15 protein-coding genes are annotated in these 21,707 nt (G+C 64.1%); 7 read left to right on the top strand and 8 right to left on the bottom strand.

Features of this window, described 5'->3' with window-relative positions:
• Positions 1 to 31 precede the first annotated feature (31 nt).
• Both ACE3QM_RS17080 and ACE3QM_RS17075 read right to left on the bottom strand, forming a co-directional pair.
• Positions 32 to 2,890 (bottom strand): adenosylcobalamin-dependent ribonucleoside-diphosphate reductase, encoded by a 2,859-nt coding sequence (locus tag ACE3QM_RS17080; protein WP_048412037.1) that lies wholly within the window; start codon positions 2,888 to 2,890, stop codon positions 32 to 34.
• Positions 2,891 to 3,143: 253 nt separating this feature from the next.
• The gene (locus ACE3QM_RS17075) at positions 3,144 to 6,461 is read right to left on the bottom strand and encodes a DUF748 domain-containing protein (protein WP_374423541.1); all 3,318 of its coding nucleotides are present in this window, start codon (positions 6,459 to 6,461) and stop codon (positions 3,144 to 3,146) included.
• Positions 6,462 to 6,864: 403 nt separating this feature from the next.
• On the opposite strand from ACE3QM_RS17075, the gene ACE3QM_RS17070 reads away from it, so the two are divergent.
• The 4 genes from ACE3QM_RS17070 to ACE3QM_RS17055 all read left to right on the top strand — a co-directional run bounded on the left by ACE3QM_RS17070 (position 6,865) and on the right by ACE3QM_RS17055 (position 10,507).
• Positions 6,865 to 8,205: a glutamine synthetase family protein gene (locus ACE3QM_RS17070; RefSeq protein WP_231462885.1), complete on the top strand. Its 1,341-nt coding sequence runs from the start codon at positions 6,865 to 6,867 to the stop codon at positions 8,203 to 8,205.
• A gap of 131 nt (positions 8,206 to 8,336) precedes the next feature.
• The gene (locus ACE3QM_RS17065; RefSeq protein WP_374423538.1) at positions 8,337 to 9,068 is read left to right on the top strand and encodes a transglutaminase family protein; all 732 of its coding nucleotides are present in this window, start codon (positions 8,337 to 8,339) and stop codon (positions 9,066 to 9,068) included.
• Between the two features lie 11 nt (positions 9,069 to 9,079).
• Complete coding sequence (locus ACE3QM_RS17060) at positions 9,080 to 9,394, top strand: hypothetical protein (protein ID WP_048412040.1); 315 nt, start codon at positions 9,080 to 9,082, stop codon at positions 9,392 to 9,394.
• A gap of 366 nt (positions 9,395 to 9,760) precedes the next feature.
• Positions 9,761 to 10,507 (top strand): hypothetical protein, encoded by a 747-nt coding sequence (locus ACE3QM_RS17055; protein ID WP_374423536.1) that lies wholly within the window; start codon positions 9,761 to 9,763, stop codon positions 10,505 to 10,507.
• 256 nt (positions 10,508 to 10,763) lie between these two features.
• On the opposite strand, the gene ACE3QM_RS17050 is transcribed toward ACE3QM_RS17055, so the two are convergent.
• A complete protein-coding gene (locus ACE3QM_RS17050) occupies positions 10,764 to 11,564 on the bottom strand; it encodes a class I SAM-dependent methyltransferase (RefSeq protein ID WP_374423534.1) in 801 nt (266 codons plus the stop codon).
• Between the two features lie 327 nt (positions 11,565 to 11,891).
• Here ACE3QM_RS17050 and sph point away from each other — a divergent pair, with 327 nt between their 5' ends.
• The gene (gene sph, locus ACE3QM_RS17045) at positions 11,892 to 13,409 is read left to right on the top strand and encodes a sphingomyelin phosphodiesterase (protein ID WP_374423532.1); all 1,518 of its coding nucleotides are present in this window, start codon (positions 11,892 to 11,894) and stop codon (positions 13,407 to 13,409) included.
• 47 nt (positions 13,410 to 13,456) lie between these two features.
• Here sph and ACE3QM_RS17040 read toward each other — a convergent pair whose 3' ends face one another.
• The 4 genes from ACE3QM_RS17040 to pflA all read right to left on the bottom strand — a co-directional run bounded on the left by ACE3QM_RS17040 (position 13,457) and on the right by pflA (position 18,337).
• Positions 13,457 to 13,861, bottom strand: coding sequence for a DUF3995 domain-containing protein (locus tag ACE3QM_RS17040; RefSeq protein ID WP_374423530.1), 405 nt, complete (start codon positions 13,859 to 13,861; stop codon positions 13,457 to 13,459).
• Between the two features lie 197 nt (positions 13,862 to 14,058).
• Positions 14,059 to 16,146 (bottom strand): phosphate acetyltransferase, encoded by a 2,088-nt coding sequence (gene pta, locus ACE3QM_RS17035; protein WP_048410889.1) that lies wholly within the window; start codon positions 16,144 to 16,146, stop codon positions 14,059 to 14,061.
• A 114-nt stretch (positions 16,147 to 16,260) separates the two neighbouring features.
• The gene (locus ACE3QM_RS17030; RefSeq protein WP_374423528.1) at positions 16,261 to 17,454 is read right to left on the bottom strand and encodes an acetate/propionate family kinase; all 1,194 of its coding nucleotides are present in this window, start codon (positions 17,452 to 17,454) and stop codon (positions 16,261 to 16,263) included.
• Between the two features lie 91 nt (positions 17,455 to 17,545).
• Entirely contained in the window at positions 17,546 to 18,337 is a 792-nt protein-coding gene (gene pflA / locus ACE3QM_RS17025) for a pyruvate formate-lyase-activating protein (RefSeq protein ID WP_374423526.1), read from the bottom strand.
• A 451-nt stretch (positions 18,338 to 18,788) separates the two neighbouring features.
• On the opposite strand from pflA, the gene ACE3QM_RS17020 reads away from it, so the two are divergent.
• Positions 18,789 to 19,922 carry a hypothetical protein gene (locus tag ACE3QM_RS17020; protein WP_374423523.1) on the top strand — a complete coding sequence of 378 codons (1,134 nt, stop codon included), beginning with the start codon at positions 18,789 to 18,791 and terminating at the stop codon, positions 19,920 to 19,922.
• A gap of 182 nt (positions 19,923 to 20,104) precedes the next feature.
• Here the strand turns inward: ACE3QM_RS17020 and ACE3QM_RS17015 are convergent, their stop codons facing one another.
• Positions 20,105 to 20,779 (bottom strand): M24 family metallopeptidase, encoded by a 675-nt coding sequence (locus tag ACE3QM_RS17015; protein ID WP_374423521.1) that lies wholly within the window; start codon positions 20,777 to 20,779, stop codon positions 20,105 to 20,107.
• Between the two features lie 420 nt (positions 20,780 to 21,199).
• On the opposite strand from ACE3QM_RS17015, the gene ACE3QM_RS17010 reads away from it, so the two are divergent.
• A complete protein-coding gene (locus tag ACE3QM_RS17010) occupies positions 21,200 to 21,640 on the top strand; it encodes a hypothetical protein (protein WP_231463001.1) in 441 nt (146 codons plus the stop codon).
• The last annotated feature ends 67 nt before the right edge of the window (positions 21,641 to 21,707 follow it).

The following is a 21,707-nucleotide window of genomic DNA, read 5'->3' as shown; positions in this document are numbered from 1 at the left end:
GGCCATTGCATTTAGTCGGCTTGTCTAAAACTCAGCCGCAGGCGCCGACATGGCCGCAGGCGGTGCAGAACTCGCAGCCGTCCTTCTTGATCAAGGCGTGGTTGCCGCATTCCGGGCAGGGCTTGCCCGGCACCTGTTTCAAGGCGGCGCTGGCTTCCGGGCTGAACAGATCGCTCTGCTCCGGTACCATCACCCCCATCTCCTCCAACGGCACGCCCTCCTCGGTCAGCACGCCCAGCATCGCGTAGCGGTGGATGATCAGCTGCGCCAGGTAGGCGACGGTGGACGGCCAGCTCTGCGACTTCTCCACGCCGGGGATGCGGGCGAAGAAATCGCCCTGCGGCTCGGCGTAGCTCAGCAGCTTGCGCAGCTTGAGGCCGATCCAGGCCGGGTCTATCACCCGCATGTCCAGGCTCAGCATCTTGCACAAGCCGTCCAGCTCGCGCGGGTAGGCGCCGGCCAGCCACATCGAATACGGCCGGCGCTGGCCGTTGGGCAACACCAGCTCCTTGATGAAGAGCACGAAGTCATCGCCGGTTTGCGGGTTGCTGACGTCCACCGACCAGCTCATGGTGCCGTCGGTGCCGGATTTGGGCTCCTTGCGCGCGAACAGCGCGTCCATCACCGGCGTCGGCTCGTTCTGGTCCGCCGGCAGCGCGCCCAGTTGCTCGACGCGGTGGCGCACCACCTGAGCCAGGGCCGCCGAAGCCGAGGTGGCGTAGACGGTGCGCTCGCCCAGGTCGAACACATAGCGCTTGTCGCCGTTGGTGTGCGACAGCGCGTCCAGCTTGGCCGCCAGCCAGCCGTGGTCACGGCAGCGCATGTCCATGGACAGGGTCTTGGCCACCGCGCCCAGGCCGCGCTGTTCTTCCGTGGCGTTGACCCAGCATTCGAACGGCGACACCCGGCCGTTCTCCACATGGCCCACCACCACGGCGAAATCGCCGGCGTCGCCTTCCACCATGAAGGTCCACGATGGGTTGCCCTCTTTCAACTTGGGCCGATTCGGCCATTTCAGGCTGGACAGCGCCGGCGTCGGCGCGGTGTTGAGCACCACGCGGCGGTCCGGATCGCCGTCGCCGCTGCCGGACAGGTCCTGCGGCGTGGCGGCGCTGGGCTTGGCCGGTTCCACCGACAGCACCGAGCCCAGCACGCTATTGGGACGATAAGTGGTAATGCCCTTCAGGCCGGCGCGCCAGGCTTCCAGGTAGAGGCTTTCGAAATCGTCGAAGGGGTAATCGCCGGGCACGTTCACCGTCTTGGAAATGGCGGTGTCGATATAGGGCGCCACCGCCGCCACCATACGCATATGGTCCAGCGCGCTCATTTCCAGCGCGGAGACGAAATAGTCCGGCAAGGCGTCGGTATCGCCGCCCTGCATCCGGTAGACGCGGTAGGCGTGGTCTTCCACCAGGTATTCCTGCTGGCTGCCATCGGCCATGCGTTTCTTGCGGGTGTAGAACCAGGAGAACGGCGGCTCGATGCCATTGGAGGCGTTGTCGGCGAAGGCCAGCGAAATGGTGCCGGTGGGCGCAATCGACAATAGGTGCGAGTTGCGGATGCCATGCTTGCGGATGCGCGCCTTGATCGCCTCCGGCAGCCGGCTGGCGCAATGCGGCGCGGCCAGGTAGGCATCGGCGTCGAACAGCGGGAAGCCGCCTTTCTCGATGGCGATGTCCACCGAGGCATCGTAGGCGGCGTCGCGCATCGCCTCGGAAATACGGCTGGCGAAGCGGCGGCCCTCCTCGCTGTCATAGCGTATCTTCAGCATGATCAGCGCATCGCCCAGGCCGGTGAAGCCCAGCCCGACGCGGCGCTTGGCCTGCGCCTCGCGCTGCTGTTCCTCCAGCGGCCACACCGTCAGATCCAGCACATTGTCCAGCATGCGCACCGACATGCGCACCACTTTCTCGAAGCTCTTGAAGTCGAAGCTGGGCTTGTCGCCAAACGGTTGGCGCACATGGCGGCATAGATTGATCGAACCCAGGTCGCAGCAGCCGTAATCCGGCAGCGGCTGCTCGCCGCAAGGATTAGTGGACTCGATCACCTCGCAATAGGACAGATTGTTGTCCTGGTTGATGCGGGTCATGAACAGCACGCCCGGCTCGGCGTGGTCATAGGTGGAGGCCATGATCTGCCGCCACAGTTCGCGCGCCGGCACCGCGCGGTAGACCCACAGGCCGTCCTCGCGCTGATAGCTGCCGGGGAAGGCGTCGGACGACGGCTCCACCGCGTGGGTCAGTTCCCAGGCGACGTCGGCTTCCACCGCGCGCATGAAGTCGTCGGAGACGCCCACCGAGATATTGAAATTGCGCAAATCGCCCTGGTCCTTGGCGTGGATGAAGTCCTCCACGTCCGGGTGGGAAATGTCCAGCACCCCCATTTGCGCGCCGCGGCGCGCGCCGGCGGACTCCACCGTCTCGCAACTGCGGTCGAACACCCGCATATAGGACACCGGGCCGGACGCGCGGCTATTGGTGCCCTTGACCCGCGCGCCCTTGGGACGGATACGCGAGAAGTTGTAACCGACGCCGCCGCCGCGGCGCATGGTTTCCGCCGCCTGCAGCAAAGCCTCGTAAATGCCCACCTTGCCGTTTTCGGTTTCCGACACCGAGTCGCCCACCGGTTGCACGAAACAATTGATCAGGGTGGCGCGCAGCTCGGTGCCGGCGGCGGAATTGATGCGGCCGCCGGGAATGAAGCCGTTTTCCAGGGCCTGATAGAACAGCGGCTCGAAACGCGCCGGATCGCTTTCCAGCGCCGCCAGCGCCTTGGCCACGCGCAGCCGCACCTCGCCCACGCTTTGCTCGCCGTTCTTGGCGTATTTTTCCAGCAACACCTCGCGGGAGATGTCCTGCTCAGTCATGGCGGCGATGTTTTCCTGCTTCATGGTTCCCGGTTCCTCTTGAATTGCGACCTGCGGCGGCCAGTACGACCCCGTTCCAGCATGCAATGGACTGTGTGGCTCGCAAAAGGTTTCAACACGTCCAATACGCAACATCTGGAAAAGAAAAACGGCGTATTACACTATATGTAGTTACGCCGTTCGTTGACACATATCAAGCGCTATGCCGCGCCGCCACCACTTTTCCCGTTCGTCATGAGCAAAAACACGACGCGCGGCGGCGGCCCGGAATACTGGGTCAGGAGCTCTTCAGCTTGACCTCCAGCGGCACGCCGTCGCGGCCGGCCGAGGCCTTGACCGGCTCGCCCAACTGGATGCGCTCCTGCAAGGACGGGTCGACCTTGACCATGGCCGCGCGCGCGTTGGCGGCGCGTTGCTTGGCCAGTTGCTGCAGGCTGGCGTCGGTGATGCTCTGCGCGGCGATCAACTCCTCGCGCAGCAGCTTGCCCAAGGCCGCGCCGGACGGCCCGCCCGGCTTCAGCGTGTGGCCCAGCAGCTTGAGGCGGCCGATCTGCTTGCCGTACACCGATTTGACCGCGGACAGGATGGCCTCGTCCTGCATGTCCGGCAGCGGCAGCGGCTCGCCGGCGCCCAGTTGATGGCCGGCGGCGGCGAAGATCGCCAGATCGGTCTGCGCGCGCGCCATTTCCTTGCGGTCGGCGTCGGCGTTGTAGCCGCCGCTGATGGACAGCATCAGCTTGGGCCGCTTCACCATCAGCCCAGCCACCTTGACCAGCTTCTCGCGCTCCGGCGGCGCCACATTGGCCTCGCCGGCCACGAAGCGGATATCGTCGAAACCCTCGCCGCCCAGCAAGGCGCCCAGCGCGCGGAACGGCGCGGTCACCACCTTGGTCACCACGTTGACGATGGCTTTCCAGATGATCTTGCCGTAGCTGAACTGCGGATCGTCCAGGCTGCCGGCCACCGGCAGGTCCAGATCGATGCGCTTGTCGCTGTCCTCCAGGATGGCCACCGCCAGCCGCAGCGGCAGCCGCGGGCCCTTGTATTCGCTGTCCGGCAATTCGTCGCCCAATTGCAGGGAATCGATCACCACCCGGTTCTCGCCCTTGAGCTGGCGCTGCTCCAGCAGGTAGCGCAGGTCCACCGACAAGCGGCCGTCCTTGACCTGCCAGCCGGCGAAGTTCATCGAATACGGGTTCAGCGTGCCCATGGAGATATTGCGGAAGGCCAGGGTGATGTCGGTATTGTCGGTGGGCGCCAGCGGCGACAGCGCGCCGCGCACCTTGACGTCGCCGAACTGGTCCACATCGCCGTCCAGCGTGATATTGCCGCGCTGGCTGGCGCGGGTGGACAGGTTCTGGATGGAACCGCGCAGATTGTGCATATCGGACGCGAAGTCCGGCTTCATGCCATGGTCGGCGAACTGCACCCGCCCGCCCTGCACATGGATGGACTTGACCTCCACCAAGGGCAGCGGCGCCGCCTTGGCCGCCGGCGCGGGCGTTGCCGGCTTGCCGCCCTGGCCGGCGAACAGGCGCTTGAAGTTGAGCTCGCGCTTGTCGTCCAGCACCAGCCGCGCCGCCGGCGCTTGCAGCCGCACATCGTTGACCGCCACTTTCAACGGCATGCCCTGGGCGCTGAGGCCGCGCACTTGCAGATCGCGCCAGCCCAACAGCGGCAGTTTCTCGCCCGGCTCGTACACCGCCAGCCGCGCCACGCCGGCTGAGCCGCCGACGCGCCAGCCGCGCGCGCCGACATCCAGGTTCAGATCCGCCGACAGCGAGCCGCCGCCGAAACGCAGCGGCGTGCCGCTCAAGGCATAGGGCGCCAACGGCGCCAGTTGCACCCCGTCGGCGCGCAGCTTGCCCTTGAACGCGCCAACGGCGGCGTCGATATCGGCCTTGGCCGCCAGCTTGCCGCCGTTGAGCTTGCCCGCCAGGTCCAGCTCCAGTCGCTGGCCGTCGCCCGCCTCCACCGTGCCGCCCAGATCGGACAAGGCCGCGCTCACCGGCTTGGGCAGGCTGCGGTCGGTCCAGCTCAGCCGGCTGTCCCGCAGCTCCATTTCCGGATAGGAGAACTTCCAGGCCGGCACCGCCTCATCCTTGGCCCGCGTGGGCGCGGCGGCCGGCTTGGCGCGGCCGGCGGGCTCGAACAAGCGGGCCAGATTGACCTGGCCGGCACGGTCGCGCTCCACCTTGGCCTCAAGGCCGCTCAGCGTCAGCTTGCCCGGTTCGATGCGGCGGCCTTGCTGCAATAGCTGGCTGGACGCCAGCTCGGCGCTGGCCAGGCTCAAGGCCGGCTCCGCGCCCTGAGCGCCCAGCTTCAATTCTTCCAGGCGCGCCACCATCCCGCTCAGCGAGAAGCCATGGTCGGGCGACAGCGAAAAACGGCCGGACAAGGCCGGCAGCCTGGCCTCCAGCGCCAGCGGCTGGCGGAAACCATGGTCGGCATAGTTCAGACGCCAATTGCGCAGCTTGATCGCCTCGATATTCACCAGCCACGGCAGCGGCGCGGCCTCCGGCTGCGGCTTGGCGACGGCCGGCGCGGCCGGAATCGCCTTCTGCCAATCCACCGTTCCGTCACGATCGCGTCCGGCCATTGCCAGGCCCTGATCCAGCTCGATGGACTGCACTTTCAGCATCGAGCGCGCCAGATCCAGCGCGCCGCCTTCGACGCGGACTTCCGGAATCGTCAGCTCGCTGCCGCCGCCCGGCGCTTTCAGCGCGAAGCGCAGCAGGCTGGCGCGGAACGGCGACACCGTCAGCTCCGGCGTCTTGCCTGACATTTCAAAGCGGTAGCGCGCCGACACCGACAAGCGCCCTTCCGGCGCGGCGGTATTGAAATGCGGCTGCACATAGGGCCAGACCGAGGCCAGCGGCAGCTCCGCCATCTGCGCCTCGCCGTCGGACTTCAGCGGCTGTAGATTGATGCTGCCCTTCCAATTGAAACGGGTGCCGTCGGTCAGCGCCGCCTGCATCGTATAACTGCCGTTTTCCGGCAGCGTGGACAGGTCCACCAAGGCCAGATTCAGCGGCACCATGGAAAAGCGCTCGCCGCCGCCCAGTTGATCGGACAGCTGCGCCTGGCCGTTGCGGATGTTCAAGGCCTTGATCAGCAGCCGCGGCAGCTTGTCCGAACCGCCCTCCGGCTTGGCCGGGCCGGCGGCGTCGGCGACGAAGCTGGCCCAGTTCCACTGCCCGGCGCGGTTGCGCGTCAGCGCCAGCCGCGGCTGGTCCAATGAGAACTCCTGCGCCTGCCAGCGGCCTATCAGCAACATGGAGGGATCCAGGTTCAGATAGACCCGCTGCGCCGCGAACAGCGGCCGGCCGTCGCCCTCGCTCAGTTTCAAGTCGCGCACTTCCAACGACATGTCCCAGGGCGTGATCCTGACCTCGCCCATGCTCAGCGTGCGGCCAATACTTCTTGCCCACTTGGCGGCGGCGTCGCTGATCATGCCCGGCGCCAGCCAGCCCAGGAAGCCCCACAGCAAGGCCAGCAGCACAATGGGCAGCGCCAGCCAGCGCCACCAACGGCGGCGCGGAGGATTGGGCTTGGAATCTGAGGCGGGTTTCAACTGCTCGGTATCGTTTTCCATATCGGTCAATTCTAATACTCATAAAGAGGTCTTAACAGTCCCCTTGTCAGATTTCCCTGTTGCCGCAAACCAACAATAGAGCGGACTCCAATCAATAATCATTGCGAATGTCCATGCGCCGGTACTAGCATGCATTTGTTCAAAATATTGAACATTTCAAAACCAAAACGATCAATACCCTTCAAACCGGCATTGTGCCGTTTTGCCTGACCGAGAGGAGCAACCGGATTGCCAACCCATCACTGGGCCCGATTCCAGCCCCGTCCCGCCTGCCCGCGCAGCCCCGGCTGCCGAACACTGGACCGTAGATTATTTTTAGTACAAGCGCAGCGGCCGCATACGCTGAGGCATGCCGCCCAGCGCGACAGCAGCTCCGGCGCGCACACATGAAACCAGAGGGTTTATGAATAACGCAGAACAAATAAATAAATGGCTTGACGACAACCGCATCACCGAAGTGGAGTGCCTGATCCCGGACATGACCGGGCTTGCCCGCGGCAAGATCGTGCCGCGCCACAAATACAATCCCGCCGAAGGCCTGCGCCTGCCGGAAGCCGTGCTGTCCATGACCGTGACCGGCGACTACCCGGACCAGGACTTCACCTCCATCGCCGATCCCGACATGCGGCTGATCCCGGACGCCAGTACCCTGCGCCCGGTGCCGTGGAATCTGGAACCCACCGCCCAGATCATCCACGACTGTACCTTTTTCGACGGCCGCCCGGTGGACCTGGCGCCGCGCAATGTGCTCAAGCGCATCCTGAAACTATACGAAGACGAAGGCCTCAAGGCCGTGGTGGCGCCGGAAATGGAATTCTACCTGGTGGAAATCCAGCCGGACGAAGACATCCCGCTGCGCCCGCCCGTGGGACGCACCAAGCGCACCGAAGCCGGCATGCAGAGCTTCTCCATCGACGCGGTCAACGAATACGACGGCATCTTCGACGTAATGTACGACTGGTGCGAGGCCCAGGGCCTGGCGCTGGACACCCTGATCCACGAAATGGGCACCGCCCAGATGGAAATCAATCTGGACCACGGCGACCCGCTGGCGCTGGCGGACCAGGTCTTCCTGTTCAAGCGCACCGTGCGCGAAGTGGCGATCCGCAACAATATGTACGCCACCTTCATGGCCAAGCCGATGCAGGGCCAGCCCGGCAGCGCCATGCATCTGCATCAAAGCGTGGTGGACAAGGACAGCGGCAAGAACATCTTCAGCCTGAAGGACGGCCAGCCCTCGCAGAAGTTTTTCCACTTCATCGGCGGCTTGCAAAGCTATCTGCCACCGGCGATGCCCTTCTTCGCGCCCTATGTGAACTCCTACCGCCGGCTGAGCCGCTACACCTCGGCGCCGATCAATCTGTCCTGGGGCTATGACAACCGCACCTGCGGCCTGCGCGTGCCGCACTCGGACCCACAGGCGCGACGGGTGGAAAACCGCCTGGCCGGCGTGGACGTCAACCCCTATCTGGCCATCGCCGCCAGCCTGGCCTGCGGCTACCTGGGCATGAAACAGGGCCTGATGCCGTCCGAGCCGCTGAGCGGCAGCGCCTATGAACAGCCCCACCAACTGCCGCGCCACCTGGACGACGCCATCGACATGCTGCTCAAATGCGAGCCGCTGACCAATCTGTTCGGCGAGCACTTCATCCGCACCTATAGCGCGATCAAGGAAGCCGAGTACCGCGAGTACTTCGACGTGATCAGCCCGTGGGAACGGCGTTTCCTGCTGCTGCACGTTTGATCGGTGCTTTGTGCGCCGCCGGCCCATCCTCCGGGCCGGCGGCTTTTCCAGCCTGCCGTCATCAAACTGTGCATTGACAATCCCCGGCCCAGAATATTCAATATGATTAACACCTGCCGCCAGAGCATGCCATGCATCCAAGCCTCCAAGCCCTGTCCATCCGCCCCGCGTCCAGCACGGGGCCGAGCCTGAGCGAAGCCCTGCGCCAAGTGCAACGCGACGCCTCCCCCGACAACGACCGCGATTACTGCCGCGCGCTGCACGACTTCGTGCGCGACCGCGTGCGCTTCGGCTTCACCGCCCAGTTCGAAACCGTCAGCCCGGAGCGCACGCTGGCGCTGGGCCGAGGCCATTGCAACGCCCAGGGCGACTTGCTGCGCGCGCTGCTGACCACCGCCGGCATCCCGGCGCGGCTGCGTTTCGTGCGGCTGGACAAGCGCATTCTGCGCCACGCGGTGCCGGCGCCGGTCTATCTGTGCCTGCCGTCCCACTTGTTCCACGGCATGGTGCAGGCGCGGCTGGACGGCCGCTGGCTGCACAGCGACAGCTATCTGTTCGACCCGGCCGGCTTCGAGCGCCAATACGCGCGCCTGCTCGCCTCCGGCCTGAGCCACGGCTACGGCCTGCGCCTGGGCGCGGATTGCCGCTGGAGTGCGGACAGCGACAGCTTCTCCCAAGCCTGCGCCGACGACCTCCACGACGACGACCCCATCTACGACAGCCTGGCCATCGCCTTGCAGGAAAAAGCCGGCAACAACACCCTGCTGGGCCTGCATTTCAATCAATGGCTGCGGCTGGCGCCGCCGCCGCTGCGCCGCCAGGGCGAGCGCTATCTGAACAGCCGGCTGCGTCCGGCCGGATAAGCGCCAACGCCATGAAGCGCCTGATTCCGCTAACGCTCGCCGTCCTGCTCGCCGCCAGCCAGGCGGAAGGCCGCGACGACCAGCGGCTGCCGCGCTCCTTGCGCCAAAACAGCGAGCACCTGAGCGACAGCGACTTCAACGCCTACAGCATCGTCTGTCACCAAGCCGGCCAGATCATCATCTACATCCCCGCCGCCAAGAGCATCACCTTGCTGCGCGAAGACGACGGCATCCGCGAAATCCGCTACTTCCCAAGCAACGACATCCTGAACGAGCAAAGGCTGCTGGTGCCGCGCAGCCTGGCCTGCCAGCTGCGCCGCAACTAAGAACCTGTTTACGATCTGCTGCGCGTCGGTGATACGGCGTTGAAAACGAGCTCAAAATGCTCATGTACCACTTGTACATTCCGCTTTTTCGCTCGTTTTCGCCTTGTCTCGCCTTAGCTCGCGAGATCGTAAACACGTTCTAAAACCCGCGCCACTTACTCGGCCGCGCGGCTAAAGCAATGGTAAACATCAATAATATATTTACTCGAATTGATTTAGTACCCGTCCCATTAAAATTAAGATGGCTCAAGAGTAAATTCTCCCTGGTCTGATTCATGACGCCATAAGCATGGAGTGCTGAAAAGCGCTCAATTGACTCATCGCTTATTGCCGCAATCAGCATTAATCCATTTCCAGGAAGAAACAATGAAAACAAAACACTCGGCTATCGGTTTTTTGGTACTAACCAGCCTATCCTGCTCAGCCTATGCGGAAATATTGGCGGACCAGTTCATGCCCAATGGGGATCTCAGCATCGCCTACCCGCAAATCTGCATTAGGACCAACCGGACACCAAACAAAACAGACATGGGTCCGATTATTAAGATGGCGGACGAAATTGCCAGGAAATTCCCTGAAAACCAGCCCGAGCAACGCGCCAAGGCGGTATTGGATCAGCTGACCACGGCGTTCGGATCGGGAAAGTTCGGCCATACCTGGATCAATGTTTTCCACGATAGAAACGGCGCCGTCAGCCCATCGTCCTACAGCTATCGCGAAGGCCAGGGCTATGTTAAAAACGGCAATATGGACAAGTCCGACAGAAAATTCAGCCTTCAAAGATGCGCGCCTTTGAATAGTCCGAAAAAACAAATCAAGATCCTTGAAGAAGTGATAGTGCCCGAGCTGAACATGGCCAGTTACTTTGCCGGCCAGGCCATGGGAATGTCCAAAACCAATCCGGTGAATGGCGCTTACACTCCCATCCACAATTGCGCCTGGTTTAGCGGAATCGTCTGGAATGTATTGATGCAAGAGGAGCATGTGTTTGCGCAATCATTTAATGGCGCGGCGCACGCGGACCTGTGGGGCATGCCCTTCATGAAGGCGATGAAATTCATTTATGAACCGGGCATGGTCGCCGAGGGACTCAAGAAAGCAGGCAGCCATTAACAAGGGGGTCGATGCTCATCGCACGCGATAAACATCGACCCCGTCCAGGGAAAGGCTGACACCGCTCGGTTTCAACGCCGTATCGCCGACGCGCAGCAGATCGTACGCAGCTTCTTGCAACCTGTTCAAAGTCTCGCGAGCAAGAGCGAGACAAGGCGAAAACGGCTGAGAAAGCGGAATGTACAAGCGGTACATGAGCATTTCGAAGCAGTTTTTAACGCCGTATCGCTGAAGCGCAGCAGACATTGAACAGGTTCTAAGCCCCCGGCTTGTTCGCCCAGGTAGCAATGAAGGCCGGCAAATAGCCGTCGATGACGAAGCGCGGCGTCGGCTGCATCTCCTCGTGGAAACCGGCCAACAAGAAACCCGCCTCCAGTTGGCCGCCAATCTGCTCGGCCAGGCTATGGCCGAACACCAGCGCCTCGCCGCCGGCCCGCTTGGCCGCCAGCGCCGCCGGCGCCAGATCGCGCAGATCGGAATACGGCACCGGGAAGCGCGGCCGGATCAGGCCCTGGCGCGCGTATTCCGGGTCGCGGTCGCCGATGAAGGCCGCCGGATTGAAAAAGCTGCTCAGCAAGCGCCCGCCCGGACGCAGCACCCGGAAACACTCGCGCCACACCGGGCGCACATCCGGCACATAGAGATTGGAAATCGGGTGGAAGACGCAGTCGAAGCCGCCATCGGCGAAGCGCGACAGATCGCGCATATCGCCCAGCTCGGTCGCCAGGCTCAGCCCTTCGCGCCGCGCCACCAGGCGGTCGCGCTCCAACTGCTGCTCGGAGGCGTCCAATACCGTGACCTCGGCGCCGGCCGCCGCCAAGAGCGGGCCCTGCTGGCCACCGCCGCTGGCCAGGCACAGAATGCGCCAGCCGGCCACCTGATCCAGCCAGCCGGCCGGCAGCGGTCCCGGCGTCAGCCGTGCCCGATGATCGCCCGCGCGCGCGGCGGCGATGGCGGCGGCGTCCACCGGTTGCGACCATGGGCCGGCCTGCTCGGCCTGACGATCCCAGGCGGCCTGATTATGCGAAAAAATATCGAGGGAAGCGTGTTCCGACATGGGGAATCCTGTTCTGTTCAGAGAATGGGAAACACCTAGCCAAGGCCGCGTCCATAGAGACATGGACGACTCCCATCGGGGAGCGAAGACGAAGCATGACAGCGAAAGAAACGGCAATGCGGCAAACGGCCCTGGCTGGGCAAACGAGTGACGGGCATTACAGCTTCATTCCGGCGCGCTCCTATCGGGAAAACACAGAAGAGATTCAAGCCGCACAAGCGTGACGGCGCAGGCGCTCATTCTACGCCAGATCAAATTTAAATGACATAGCAATTCCGTAAACCACGCCATTCAAGCTTTGCGCTCCCCACACTCCCCGGAGACATGATGAAAGCTTGCCTGGCACTGTGCGCCGCGCTGCTGGCCACCCCCGCCCTCGCCGCCTATCCCGACGACCTCAGGCTCACCACCTGGAACGCGATGCTGCTGCCGCAATCGCTCTATCCCAATTACGGCCAGGAACAGCGCGCGCGGCTGATCGCCTCCGCTCCCATCCTGCAACACCAGGACGTGGCGGTGTTTCAGGAACTGCAGGACAACAGCAGCTCCGAAGCGCTGCTGCAAGGCCTGAAAGCCCGCTTCCCGCACCAGACCCCGGTGATAGGCCGCAGCCAGAGCGGCTGGGACGGCACCGAGGGCTGGGATGGCGCCAGGCCGGAAGACGGCGGCGTCGCCATCGTCAGCCGCTGGCCAATAGTGGAAAAGCGGCAATACCTGTTCCGCAACGCCGGCTGCAGCTGGGATCAATACGCGCTCAAGGGCTTTGCCTACGCCAAGCTGCAAGTGGGCGGCCAGTACTATCACGTGCTGGGCACCCATCTGCAATCGGAAGACAGCGGCTGCAAGGACCACGCGGCGGTGCGCCAGGCCCAGTTGCGCGAGATCGCCGACTGGCTGCGCGCGCGGCAGCTGCCCAAGGACGAAATGGTGCTGATCGCCGGCGACATGAACGTGGACCGCCGCAAGCCGGCGGAATACCGCGCGATGCTGGACATCCTGCAAGCCAGCGAGCCGCGCTACGCCGGCGTCAGCGACAGCTTCGACACCGCGCGCAACGGCCTGGCGCTGGAGCGTTACGGCGCGCGCGGCGACGACGCGCCGGAATACCTGGACTACATCCTGACACTGAAAGCCCACCGTCAGCCGGCGGCCTGGCACAATCTGGCGCTGGACGCGCCGTCGCCGCAGTGGACGGTGCAATCCGTCGGCAAGCACACCTACGCCTACACCGACTACAGCGACCACTACCCGGTACAGGCCTTCGCCTGGGCCGATGCCGCCACCCCCACCCAGTCCTATACCGACCAAGCCGGCAGCTACCGCCAGGTGGGCCTGCAGAACCTGGGCAACGGCCAATGGCTGCAAAGCGCCACCGCCAACGACGGCTGGCTGAAAACCGGCGCCGGCACTGGCCCGGCCGCCCGCTTCAATCTGTCCAACAACTTCGCGATGCGCGACAACGGCTGCCTGCGCTCCGGCGAATACCTGCGGGTGGAACGCGCCGATCGTCCCGGCTGGTTCTGGACCTGGTGGGGCGGCCTGGACGCCAATCAATACGCCTACTACACCAAGCAAGGCCCGCTCAACGCCTCCTCGGAACTGCGCTTGCAGATCCAGGACCGGCCGGACGGCTGCCTGCGGGACGGCGATATCGTCAGTTTCAAGGACTGGGCGCGGCAGAACGACTACTATCTGACCGCCTGGAACGGCGGCGCCCACGATGGACAACTGTATTTATGGCAGCCCAATATCGGCCCGCGCGAACGTTTCCGCGTCAGCATCGCGCGCCAGCCGCAGCGGCAGGATTGGAAGGCGCAGCTGCTTTATAAAAACAGCAAGCGCTGATGGGAAGCGCGGATAGCGGGCGGCTCGCGCCGCCCGCTTTGCATTCCTTACCAGGCCAGGAACAGCAAGGACGCCCCCAGCAGCAGGCACAAGGGGGAATAGAAACGGGTGTCGTTGCGGGCGAAACGGCTATCGCGCACGCTTTTGAACAAGCCGACGTAGCGGAATTCGCCGATGCCGCGCAGCAGCATCACCGCGCCCAGCGCCAGCAGGCCCCAGCGCACGGTCTCAGCCAGCCAGAAACGGCTCAGATGTCCGTGCAGCGCCACCGCCAGCGCCGACAGGGCCAATGCCCCGGCCACCATCAAGGTGCTGGTGCGCGAGGGCTGGAACAGCGGTTTGCCATCCACCTCCGGCACGGCTGCGCCCATGCCCACGGTGCCGCCCAATGCCCAATAACAATGGACCAGACTGATAATCAGAAAAACAGTAATCAAAAACAGGCTCAGCATAAGCAGGTTCCCTTTCTAATTAAGTGTTTATCGGAAGTTCAACCTCGCCTCCATTGTACCACAATACCATGGGCATTAATTTGCACGCCCAACAGCGCCCCCCGCACCTCCAGCCATCAAGAAAAAAGCCCCCGACGCAAAACGCCGGGGGCTGTCACTTGGATCCATCCTGGATCAGGCCAGGCTGGGCTCGCGTATTACGCGTCCGCCTGGATCGCGGTCAGCGCGATGGTATAGACGATGTCGTCCACCAGCGCGCCGCGCGACAGATCGTTGACCGGCTTGCGCAAGCCTTGCAGCATCGGGCCCACCGACACCACGCCGGCGGAGCGCTGCACCGCCTTGTAGGTGGTGTTGCCGGTGTTCAGATCCGGGAACACGAAGACATTGGCGCGGCCGGCCACTTCGCTGTCCGGCGCCTTCTGACGGCCCACGGATTCCACGCTGGCGGCGTCGTACTGCATCGGACCGTCAATCATCAGATCCGGACGCTTTTCCTTGGCGATGCGGGTGGCTTCGCGCACTTTCTCCACGTCCGAACCGCTGCCGGAAGTGCCGGTGGAGTAAGAGATCATCGCCACGCGCGGGCTCAGGCCGAAGGCGCGGGCGGAATCGGCGGACTGGATGGCGATGTCCGCCAGCTGCTCCGCGTTCGGGTCCGGGTTCACCGCGCAATCGCCGTAAACCAGCACCTGATCCGGCATCAGCATGAAGAAGATGCTGGACACGATGCTCGCGCCCGGAGCGGTCTTGATCAGCTGCAGCGCCGGACGGATGGTGTTGGCGGTGGTATGCACCGCGCCCGACACCAGGCCGTCCACCTCGTTCAGCGCCAGCATCATGGTGCCGATCACCACGCTGTCTTCCAGCTGCTCTTCCGCCTGCTGCGCGGTCAGGCCCTTGCTCTTGCGCATCTCCATCATCGGCGCCACGTAGCGGCCGGCGGCCTCTTTCGGGGCCAGGATCTCGATGTCGGCCGGCAGGGTCACGCCCTGGGCTTCCGCCACCTGGCGGATGCGCTCCGGTTCGCCGATCAGCACGCAGCGGGCGATGCCCTTCTCGTGGCAGATGGCGGCGGCCTGGATGGTGCGCGGCTCGTCGCCTTCCGGCAGCACGATGCGCTTCTGCGAGCGGCGCGCGCTCTCGATCAGACGATGGCGGAAGGCCGGCGGCGGCAGGCGCACTTCGCGCGGCTCGCCAATCTTCTGCACCAGCGCGGAGGTGTCGATGCGCTCGGCGACGAAATCGATCATCGCCTGCATGCGCTCGGTGTCTTCCATCGCCACGTGGCGGTCCAGATTGGCCAGCATGGTGCTGGTCTCATAGGTGTCGCGCTCGGTGGACAGAATGCTCAGGCCGGCTTGGCGCGCGGACTGGATCAGCGGCAGGATGCTGCCGGAAACCGGTTCGCCGCAGGTCAGCAGCAGGCCGGCCAGCGGCACGCCGCGCAGCATGGCCAGCGAGGTGGCCAACACCACGTCACTGCGGTCGCCCGGCGTCACCACCAGGGTGCCCGGCAGCAGGCGCTCGGCCATCTTCTCCACGGTGCGGGCCGCCACCACGGTTTCGCGCATGCGCGCTTGCTCGATCTGGCCGGCGTGCTCGATCTTCAAGCCCAGCGCGCTGACCACGTCCAGCACGCGCGGTGCGTCCAGCTTGGCGTCGTAAGGCACGCATCCCAGCAGCGGCGTGACGCAGCCCAGGGCCGCCAGCTCGGCGCGCAGCGCGTCCAGCTTGCCGCATTCCGCGCCGCGGTTCAGCAGCAGGCCGGCCAGCTTGCCGTTGCCGTCGGCGCTGAACTGGCTCTGCACCAGCTGCACGCATTCGGCGATGCCGCGCGCGTCGCGGTCGGCGCCGGACAACACCAGCAGCAGCTCGGCGGACAGGCTGCCCGCCATTTCCGCGTTCAGACGCAGCGTGGTTTGCGCGTCCGCGTCCGGCACCAGGCCTTCAACGATCAGCACATCGTGATTGTCGCGCGCCTGTTCCGCCAAGCGCACCACGTCTTCCATCAGCGTGGCCAGTTCGCCTTCGCGCAGCATGGCTTGCGCGCGGGCAAACGGGATGGACGCAGGCGCGTCGATATTGCACAGCTGGCGGGCGAAGTGATTGGACAGCTCCGCGCCGGCGCTGGCGCTGGCGGCCTGGGCGATGGGCTTGACGAAGCCCACCTTGATGCCGTCGCGCTCCAGCGCGTGCACCAGGCCAAGAGTCATGGAGGTCAGCCCGGCGTCCGAACCATAGGAAGCCAGGAAAAACACTCGTTTCGGTTGTTGCGATGTCATGGTTTTGCTTTCGACGCGCGCGCCGCCGCTAGGCGGCCCGGCGTTCAGAATCAGGCGGCGGCCGACGGAACGCCGGCCGCGCGATACAGACGCGGCTTGCGCCGCGAGGTCCTATCAGATACCGGCCAGGTCGGCGGTATCCTTGGCGATCATCCACTCTTCATTGGTGGCCATCACCAGCGCGGTGGTGCTGCCCGGCTGGCTGATCACGCCGGTGTTGCCGCGCACGGCGCGCTCGTTGGCGGCCGCGTCCACGGCGAAGCCCAGCACCTTCATGTGGTTCAGGGTCTTCTCGCGCAGCAGGCTGGAGTTCTCGCCGATGCCGCCGGTGAACACCAGCGCGTCGATGCGGTCCAGCGAGGTGGCCAGGCCGCCCAGCAGGCGGGCCAGACGGTGAGCGAACATGTCCAGCGCCAGTTGCGCGTCCACATTGCCTTCCGCCGCCGCCTCTTCCAGAGCGCGACAGTCGCTGGACACGCCGGAAATGCCCAGCAGGCCGCTCTGCTTGTTCAGCAGATTGTCGATGCCGTCCAGATCCAGGCCTTCCTTGCGGGCGATGAAGGTCACCGCGGCCGGGTCGATGTCGCCGGAACGGGTGCCCATGATCAGGCCTTCCAGCGGGGTCATGCCCATGGTGGTGTCCATGCACTTGCCGTTCTTCACCGCGGAAGCGGACGCGCCGTTGCCCAGGTGGGCGATCAGGATGCCGTGATTAGCCGGGTCCAGCTTCAGCTCGGCCACGGTTTCGCCGGCGATGAAGCGATGGCTGGTGCCGTGCATGCCGTAGCGGCGCACGCCGTATTCTTTGTAGAAGCGCTGCGGCACGGCGTACATATAGGCCGGCTTGGGCATGGTCTGATGGAAGGCGGTGTCGAACACCACCACCTGCGGCAGCTTGGGGAAGGCTTTCTGCGCGGCGCGGATGCCCACCAGGTGGCCCGGGTTGTGCAGCGGCGCCAGCGCGCAGCATTCTTCGATGCCGGCCAGCACTTCGTCGGTAATCAGCGCGGACGCCTGGAAGCGCTCGCCGCCGTGCACGATGCGGTGGCCGATGGCGGCCACGCTGTCCAGCCACTCATGCTCGCCCATGAAGCGGGTCAGCGCTTCCATCGCCTCGGCGTGGCTGCCGCCGTTCAGCGACTCCGTCTTCTTGCCTTCCGCGGTTTTGAAAATGATGCGCGAATCCGCCAGGCCCAGGCACTCGGCCAGACCGGACAGCAGCGGCTCGCTGGAGCCCTTGGGCAGCAGCGCGAATTTCAGCGAGGAACTGCCGCAGTTGATCACCAGAATTTCAGAAGATGTCGTCATAATATATCAGCGATTCATGATAGATAATTCGATAAACAAGCAGCGCCGCTCCGGGCGACGCTGCCAGCCAAAACCACCGGCCGGAAGGCGTTCAAGTCACCTTCAAGCCTTTACAGGAAAACAACTCGCGGGCACGTTTGACCTGCTCCGGCGTGGGAATCGGCGTATCCGCCAACTGGTATTCCATGCCCAGCTTCTGCCACTTGTCCATGCCCAACTGATGGAAGGGCAATACTTCAACCCGCTCCACCACACTGCCCAGGCCGGCGACGAAATCCGCCAGCCTGCTGATGTCCTCGTCGCCGTCGGTCAAACCCGGCACCAGCACATAACGCACCCACATCTTCTTGCCCAACCGCTGCAGACGGCGGGCGAAATCCAGCGTCGGCTGCAAGGGCTGGCCGGTCAGCGCGTGATAGCGCTCCGGGTCCGAATGCTTGATGTCCAGCATCACCAGGTCCACCGTGTCGAACCACTCGTCGCTGACCCGCTCATGCAAAAAGCCCTGGGTATCCAGCGCCGTGTGCAGGCCGAAGCGGCGCTTGGCCTCGCGGAACAGCGCGCCGACGAATTCGTCCTGCATCAGCGGCTCGCCGCCGGACACCGTCACGCCGCCGGCGAACTTCAAAAAGCGCGCATACGGCTCCAGTTCCGCCATCGCCTGCTCCACCGTGACCTGGCGGCCATTGTGCAGCTTCCAGGTATCCGGGTTATGGCAGTATAGGCAGCGGAACTGGCAGCCCGAGGTGAAGAAGACAAAGCGCATGCCAGGCCCATCCACCCCGGCCCCGCTCTCCGTGGAGTGCAGGTAACCCACCACGGATTCGGGAGACATGGCGTGTTCTTGCGAGGCCGTGTCCACGGCGGTTTGGGTATCTGGCATGCGTTTGTGCTCCTATGGCCGACACAGGCAAACCCCATCGAGGGCCGCCTTTTAAAGCATAGTGCGCGGTTCCGAACGGGCATGCGCCCAAAACGCCAGAGCCGAACACAAATGTTATTTTACGAACACATTTTATATTCTAAAACGAAAATATGTGTTTGATACAGGTCAAAAGCGTACATTGTGATGTGCGCACGCCACATAGCCCCCACCCCTCGCCTGATCAAACCCTTGATTTCAGTCGTGTTCTAGTTAAAACAATCGTTAGTTTTACCTTGCAGTGCAATATTTTCGCTCGTTCGCGAACATCCTCATAACACCCCATAGGCATAAGCGTGGCCGGGCGCGCGCCCGCCCGCTGCTGAGCTGGATCAAAGCACGGGTCGTTTTTGCAAATGTCATTGGCGGCATCTATTATGCCAAAGGGATTCCACACCCACGGTGAACCGCCATGAACGCACTCCGCCTCGCCCTCAAAAGCGTGATCGAATATCCGCTGCCCGCCTCCAGCCAAACCCATGAAGTGGCCGCCATCGGGCCGGACCTGCTGCTGATCTCCCAACAGCCGTCCGGCGCGCTGGTCAAAATGCGGGTGGACCCGCACAGCGGCCAACCGCGCGCCGCCATCGCCCACGTCATCGACAACCCGTTTACCGGCTTGCACGGGCTGACCGTTTCCAAAACCCACCCCGGCTGCCTGTGGGTGACGCTGCAATTCCAGTCCGAACTGCTGCTGATAGACCCGATAGCGTCTGACCTGACCACGCCGCCAGAAATCCTCAAGCGGGTGCCGCTGCCGCAGCTGGCGCGCGGCCCGCACGTGGTGGTGGAAGACGGCGACATCCTGTGGACCTCCTGCAAGGACAGCCACCACATCGTGCGCGTCGACAGCCGCAACCCGGCGGCCGCCACCCTCTACCCCTGCCCGCCGCGCCCCATCTTCGTCCAGCGCCACCCGGACAGCGGCGACATTTACGCCACGCTGGACCAATCCAGCCAGCTCTACCGCATCCCGGCCAACGGCGGCGCGCCCGCCGCCATTGAAATCCCCGCCGAACACGGCAACACCCCGGTGGGCATGGTGCCGGGGCCGGACGGCAATCTGTGGTTCGCGCTGCTGGGCAACGCCTCCGGCGGCAACGGCGGTTTCGGCCGCATCCGGGCCGGCGGCGACATCGACTGGTTCCGGCTCAGCACCGCCCCGGCCGCCGGCGCCGGCTTCATCCACCTGGGCTTCACGCCGGAATCCGGCGCGGAACCGCGCCTCAACCTGCTGGCCTCGTCCATGGCCTGCGACAGCGCCCTCAACGGCGTGGTGCAAGTGAAGATGAGCCCGGACTACAGCCGCGTGGAAACGCAGCAGACCATCGCCTTCCCCTCCCAGCACAGCATGAGCCACCGCTTGCTCAGCACCGTGCACGGCCTCTACGCCACCGAGCTGGGCGCCTGCTGCCTGGCGCATCTGCGCCCGGCGGACAACCGCTATGGCGAAGGCGTCAATGAAATGGCCGACCCTTACTCGCTGTGGGGCTGCGGCATACCGGAGACCAGCGTGCGCTATCCGGGCGCGCATAGGGAGGAATAGGATTTGGCGAGGGTCGTGCTGATGTTGCATCCGCTGCGCGGAAGCTTGGGGGGTGAAGCGCAGCGATACCCACCACCGCCCGGTTTGAAAGCACACGCGGCATCGTGTCCGCGTGGGCATCGCCTACGGCCCCACCCACCCTAGGCCACGGCAACGGGCGGCTTACCGCCGCCCGTCCCGGATCAGCCCTCGCTCACCAGCAAGTCTTCATAGAAAGCGCCGAATTCACCGGACGGATCGGCAATCTGGATTTCCAGAATCCACAAACCGGTGTCCGGGCATTGGGCGAAATCGCCCAGGCTGCCGGCCTTGTAAATGGCGTGCGGAAAGTCCGACACCCGGTGGCCCTTGATATCCAGGTTCAGCCGCCAGCCCACTGCCTCGGCGCGCTCCGCCGCGTACTGATACAAGGCCGGGCCGGCCAGGCGCTCGCGCCGCCACTTGTCCGCCACCTCCTGCCACAACTGGCGCGCCGCCTCGGCACAGGCCTGCTTGCGCGCATTGTCGCCGACCACGAAGGTATCGCCGGCGTCGCCCTCGTGGCCGCCCCAGACAATGCCCAGATCAATGAAGAAGATGTCGTCGTCCAGCAGCACATTGTCCGGGTCGATCTGCTGCTTGAAGATTTTCAGCGTGCTGCGGCCAAAGCGGATGATGATGCCGTGCCAGATGCGGTCCATACCCATGCTTTCCAGCTCCGCCTTGGCCAAATCCTTGGCCTGCTGCTCGGTCATGCCGGGACGGATCTGCGCGGCAATGCGCCGCACCGCCGCCATGGTTTTGTCGCGGGCGACGATCATTTTTTCCAGGGAGAAAGCGCTGCCCACCGCTTGCGGCGAGAGAGAGATTGACGTCATGGGGAATGCCCTATCTTGTAGCAAAGATAAACCGACGAAATGGGCAGTGAAGTATACCGCAATGCAGCAAAATCATGACATTCAAATCACAGACCAAATCAGGCTGCCCACCACCCGCTGCCGCGCCCTCGCTGGCTTGACCCTGCCGGCCCACTCGGTAACAATCGCCGGGTGCCGTCATTAACGGCACCGGGATTGGCGTCCCGTTCGAAACAGGGGGATGAAGGCGCATCTGCGCCTTCATCCGTACCCGCTTTGCGTCTGTACTTCATGCATGGCTGGCGGGTGCGTGGTGGGAGAGCGCCTAGCGCTCACCGATTCCTTGTTTCTCGGTACGCCAATCCTGCCTCGCGCCTGCCTACACCTACCCCACGATTCACAGGCAGGTGGTTTATCTTGTGTCACCGCAGGAGAAACACCATGTCGAAAACCTTTCCCACTCGCCGTCGCTATCGCCAAGCCGCGCTGGAAGCGCGCGAAGCCCTGCTCCCCTTCGTGTCACGACGCCCAGGACGGCCACAAGCCGATTACTGGCAGATGCCAGCCGCGCACCCGGACTACGCCGCCGACTGCGCCTATGGCCGCGAATGCGGCGCCCATCTAGTGCAATGGCTGAAGGACAACCCCGGCTACCGCGCCCAAAGCCTGCTGGCGCGCATCAGCCGCGACATCGACTTCCGCAAGCCGGAACAACGCGGCTTCCGGGTAGGCTTCTTCAACTATCTGGAAGCCATGCTCACGCTGGCCGCGCGCAAGGTGGACGTGTTCGAGCATGTTGACGAACTGCACCGTCAGCAACAGGCGCAGATCAAACGCAAGAATATGGAAAACCGCGCGGTGCGGAAGATAGAGAAGAAGTAAGGAAGAATGAACCCCGGCTTAGGCCGGGGTTTGGTTGGGGGTGGGGCTTTTTGGAGATGATGATTGA

This window comes from Chromobacterium sp., from assembly GCF_041912965.1.
GTDB classification, from domain to species: domain Bacteria; phylum Pseudomonadota; class Gammaproteobacteria; order Burkholderiales; family Chromobacteriaceae; genus Chromobacterium; species Chromobacterium aquaticum.
This window is presented reverse-complemented; position numbering and strand designations above follow the sequence as displayed.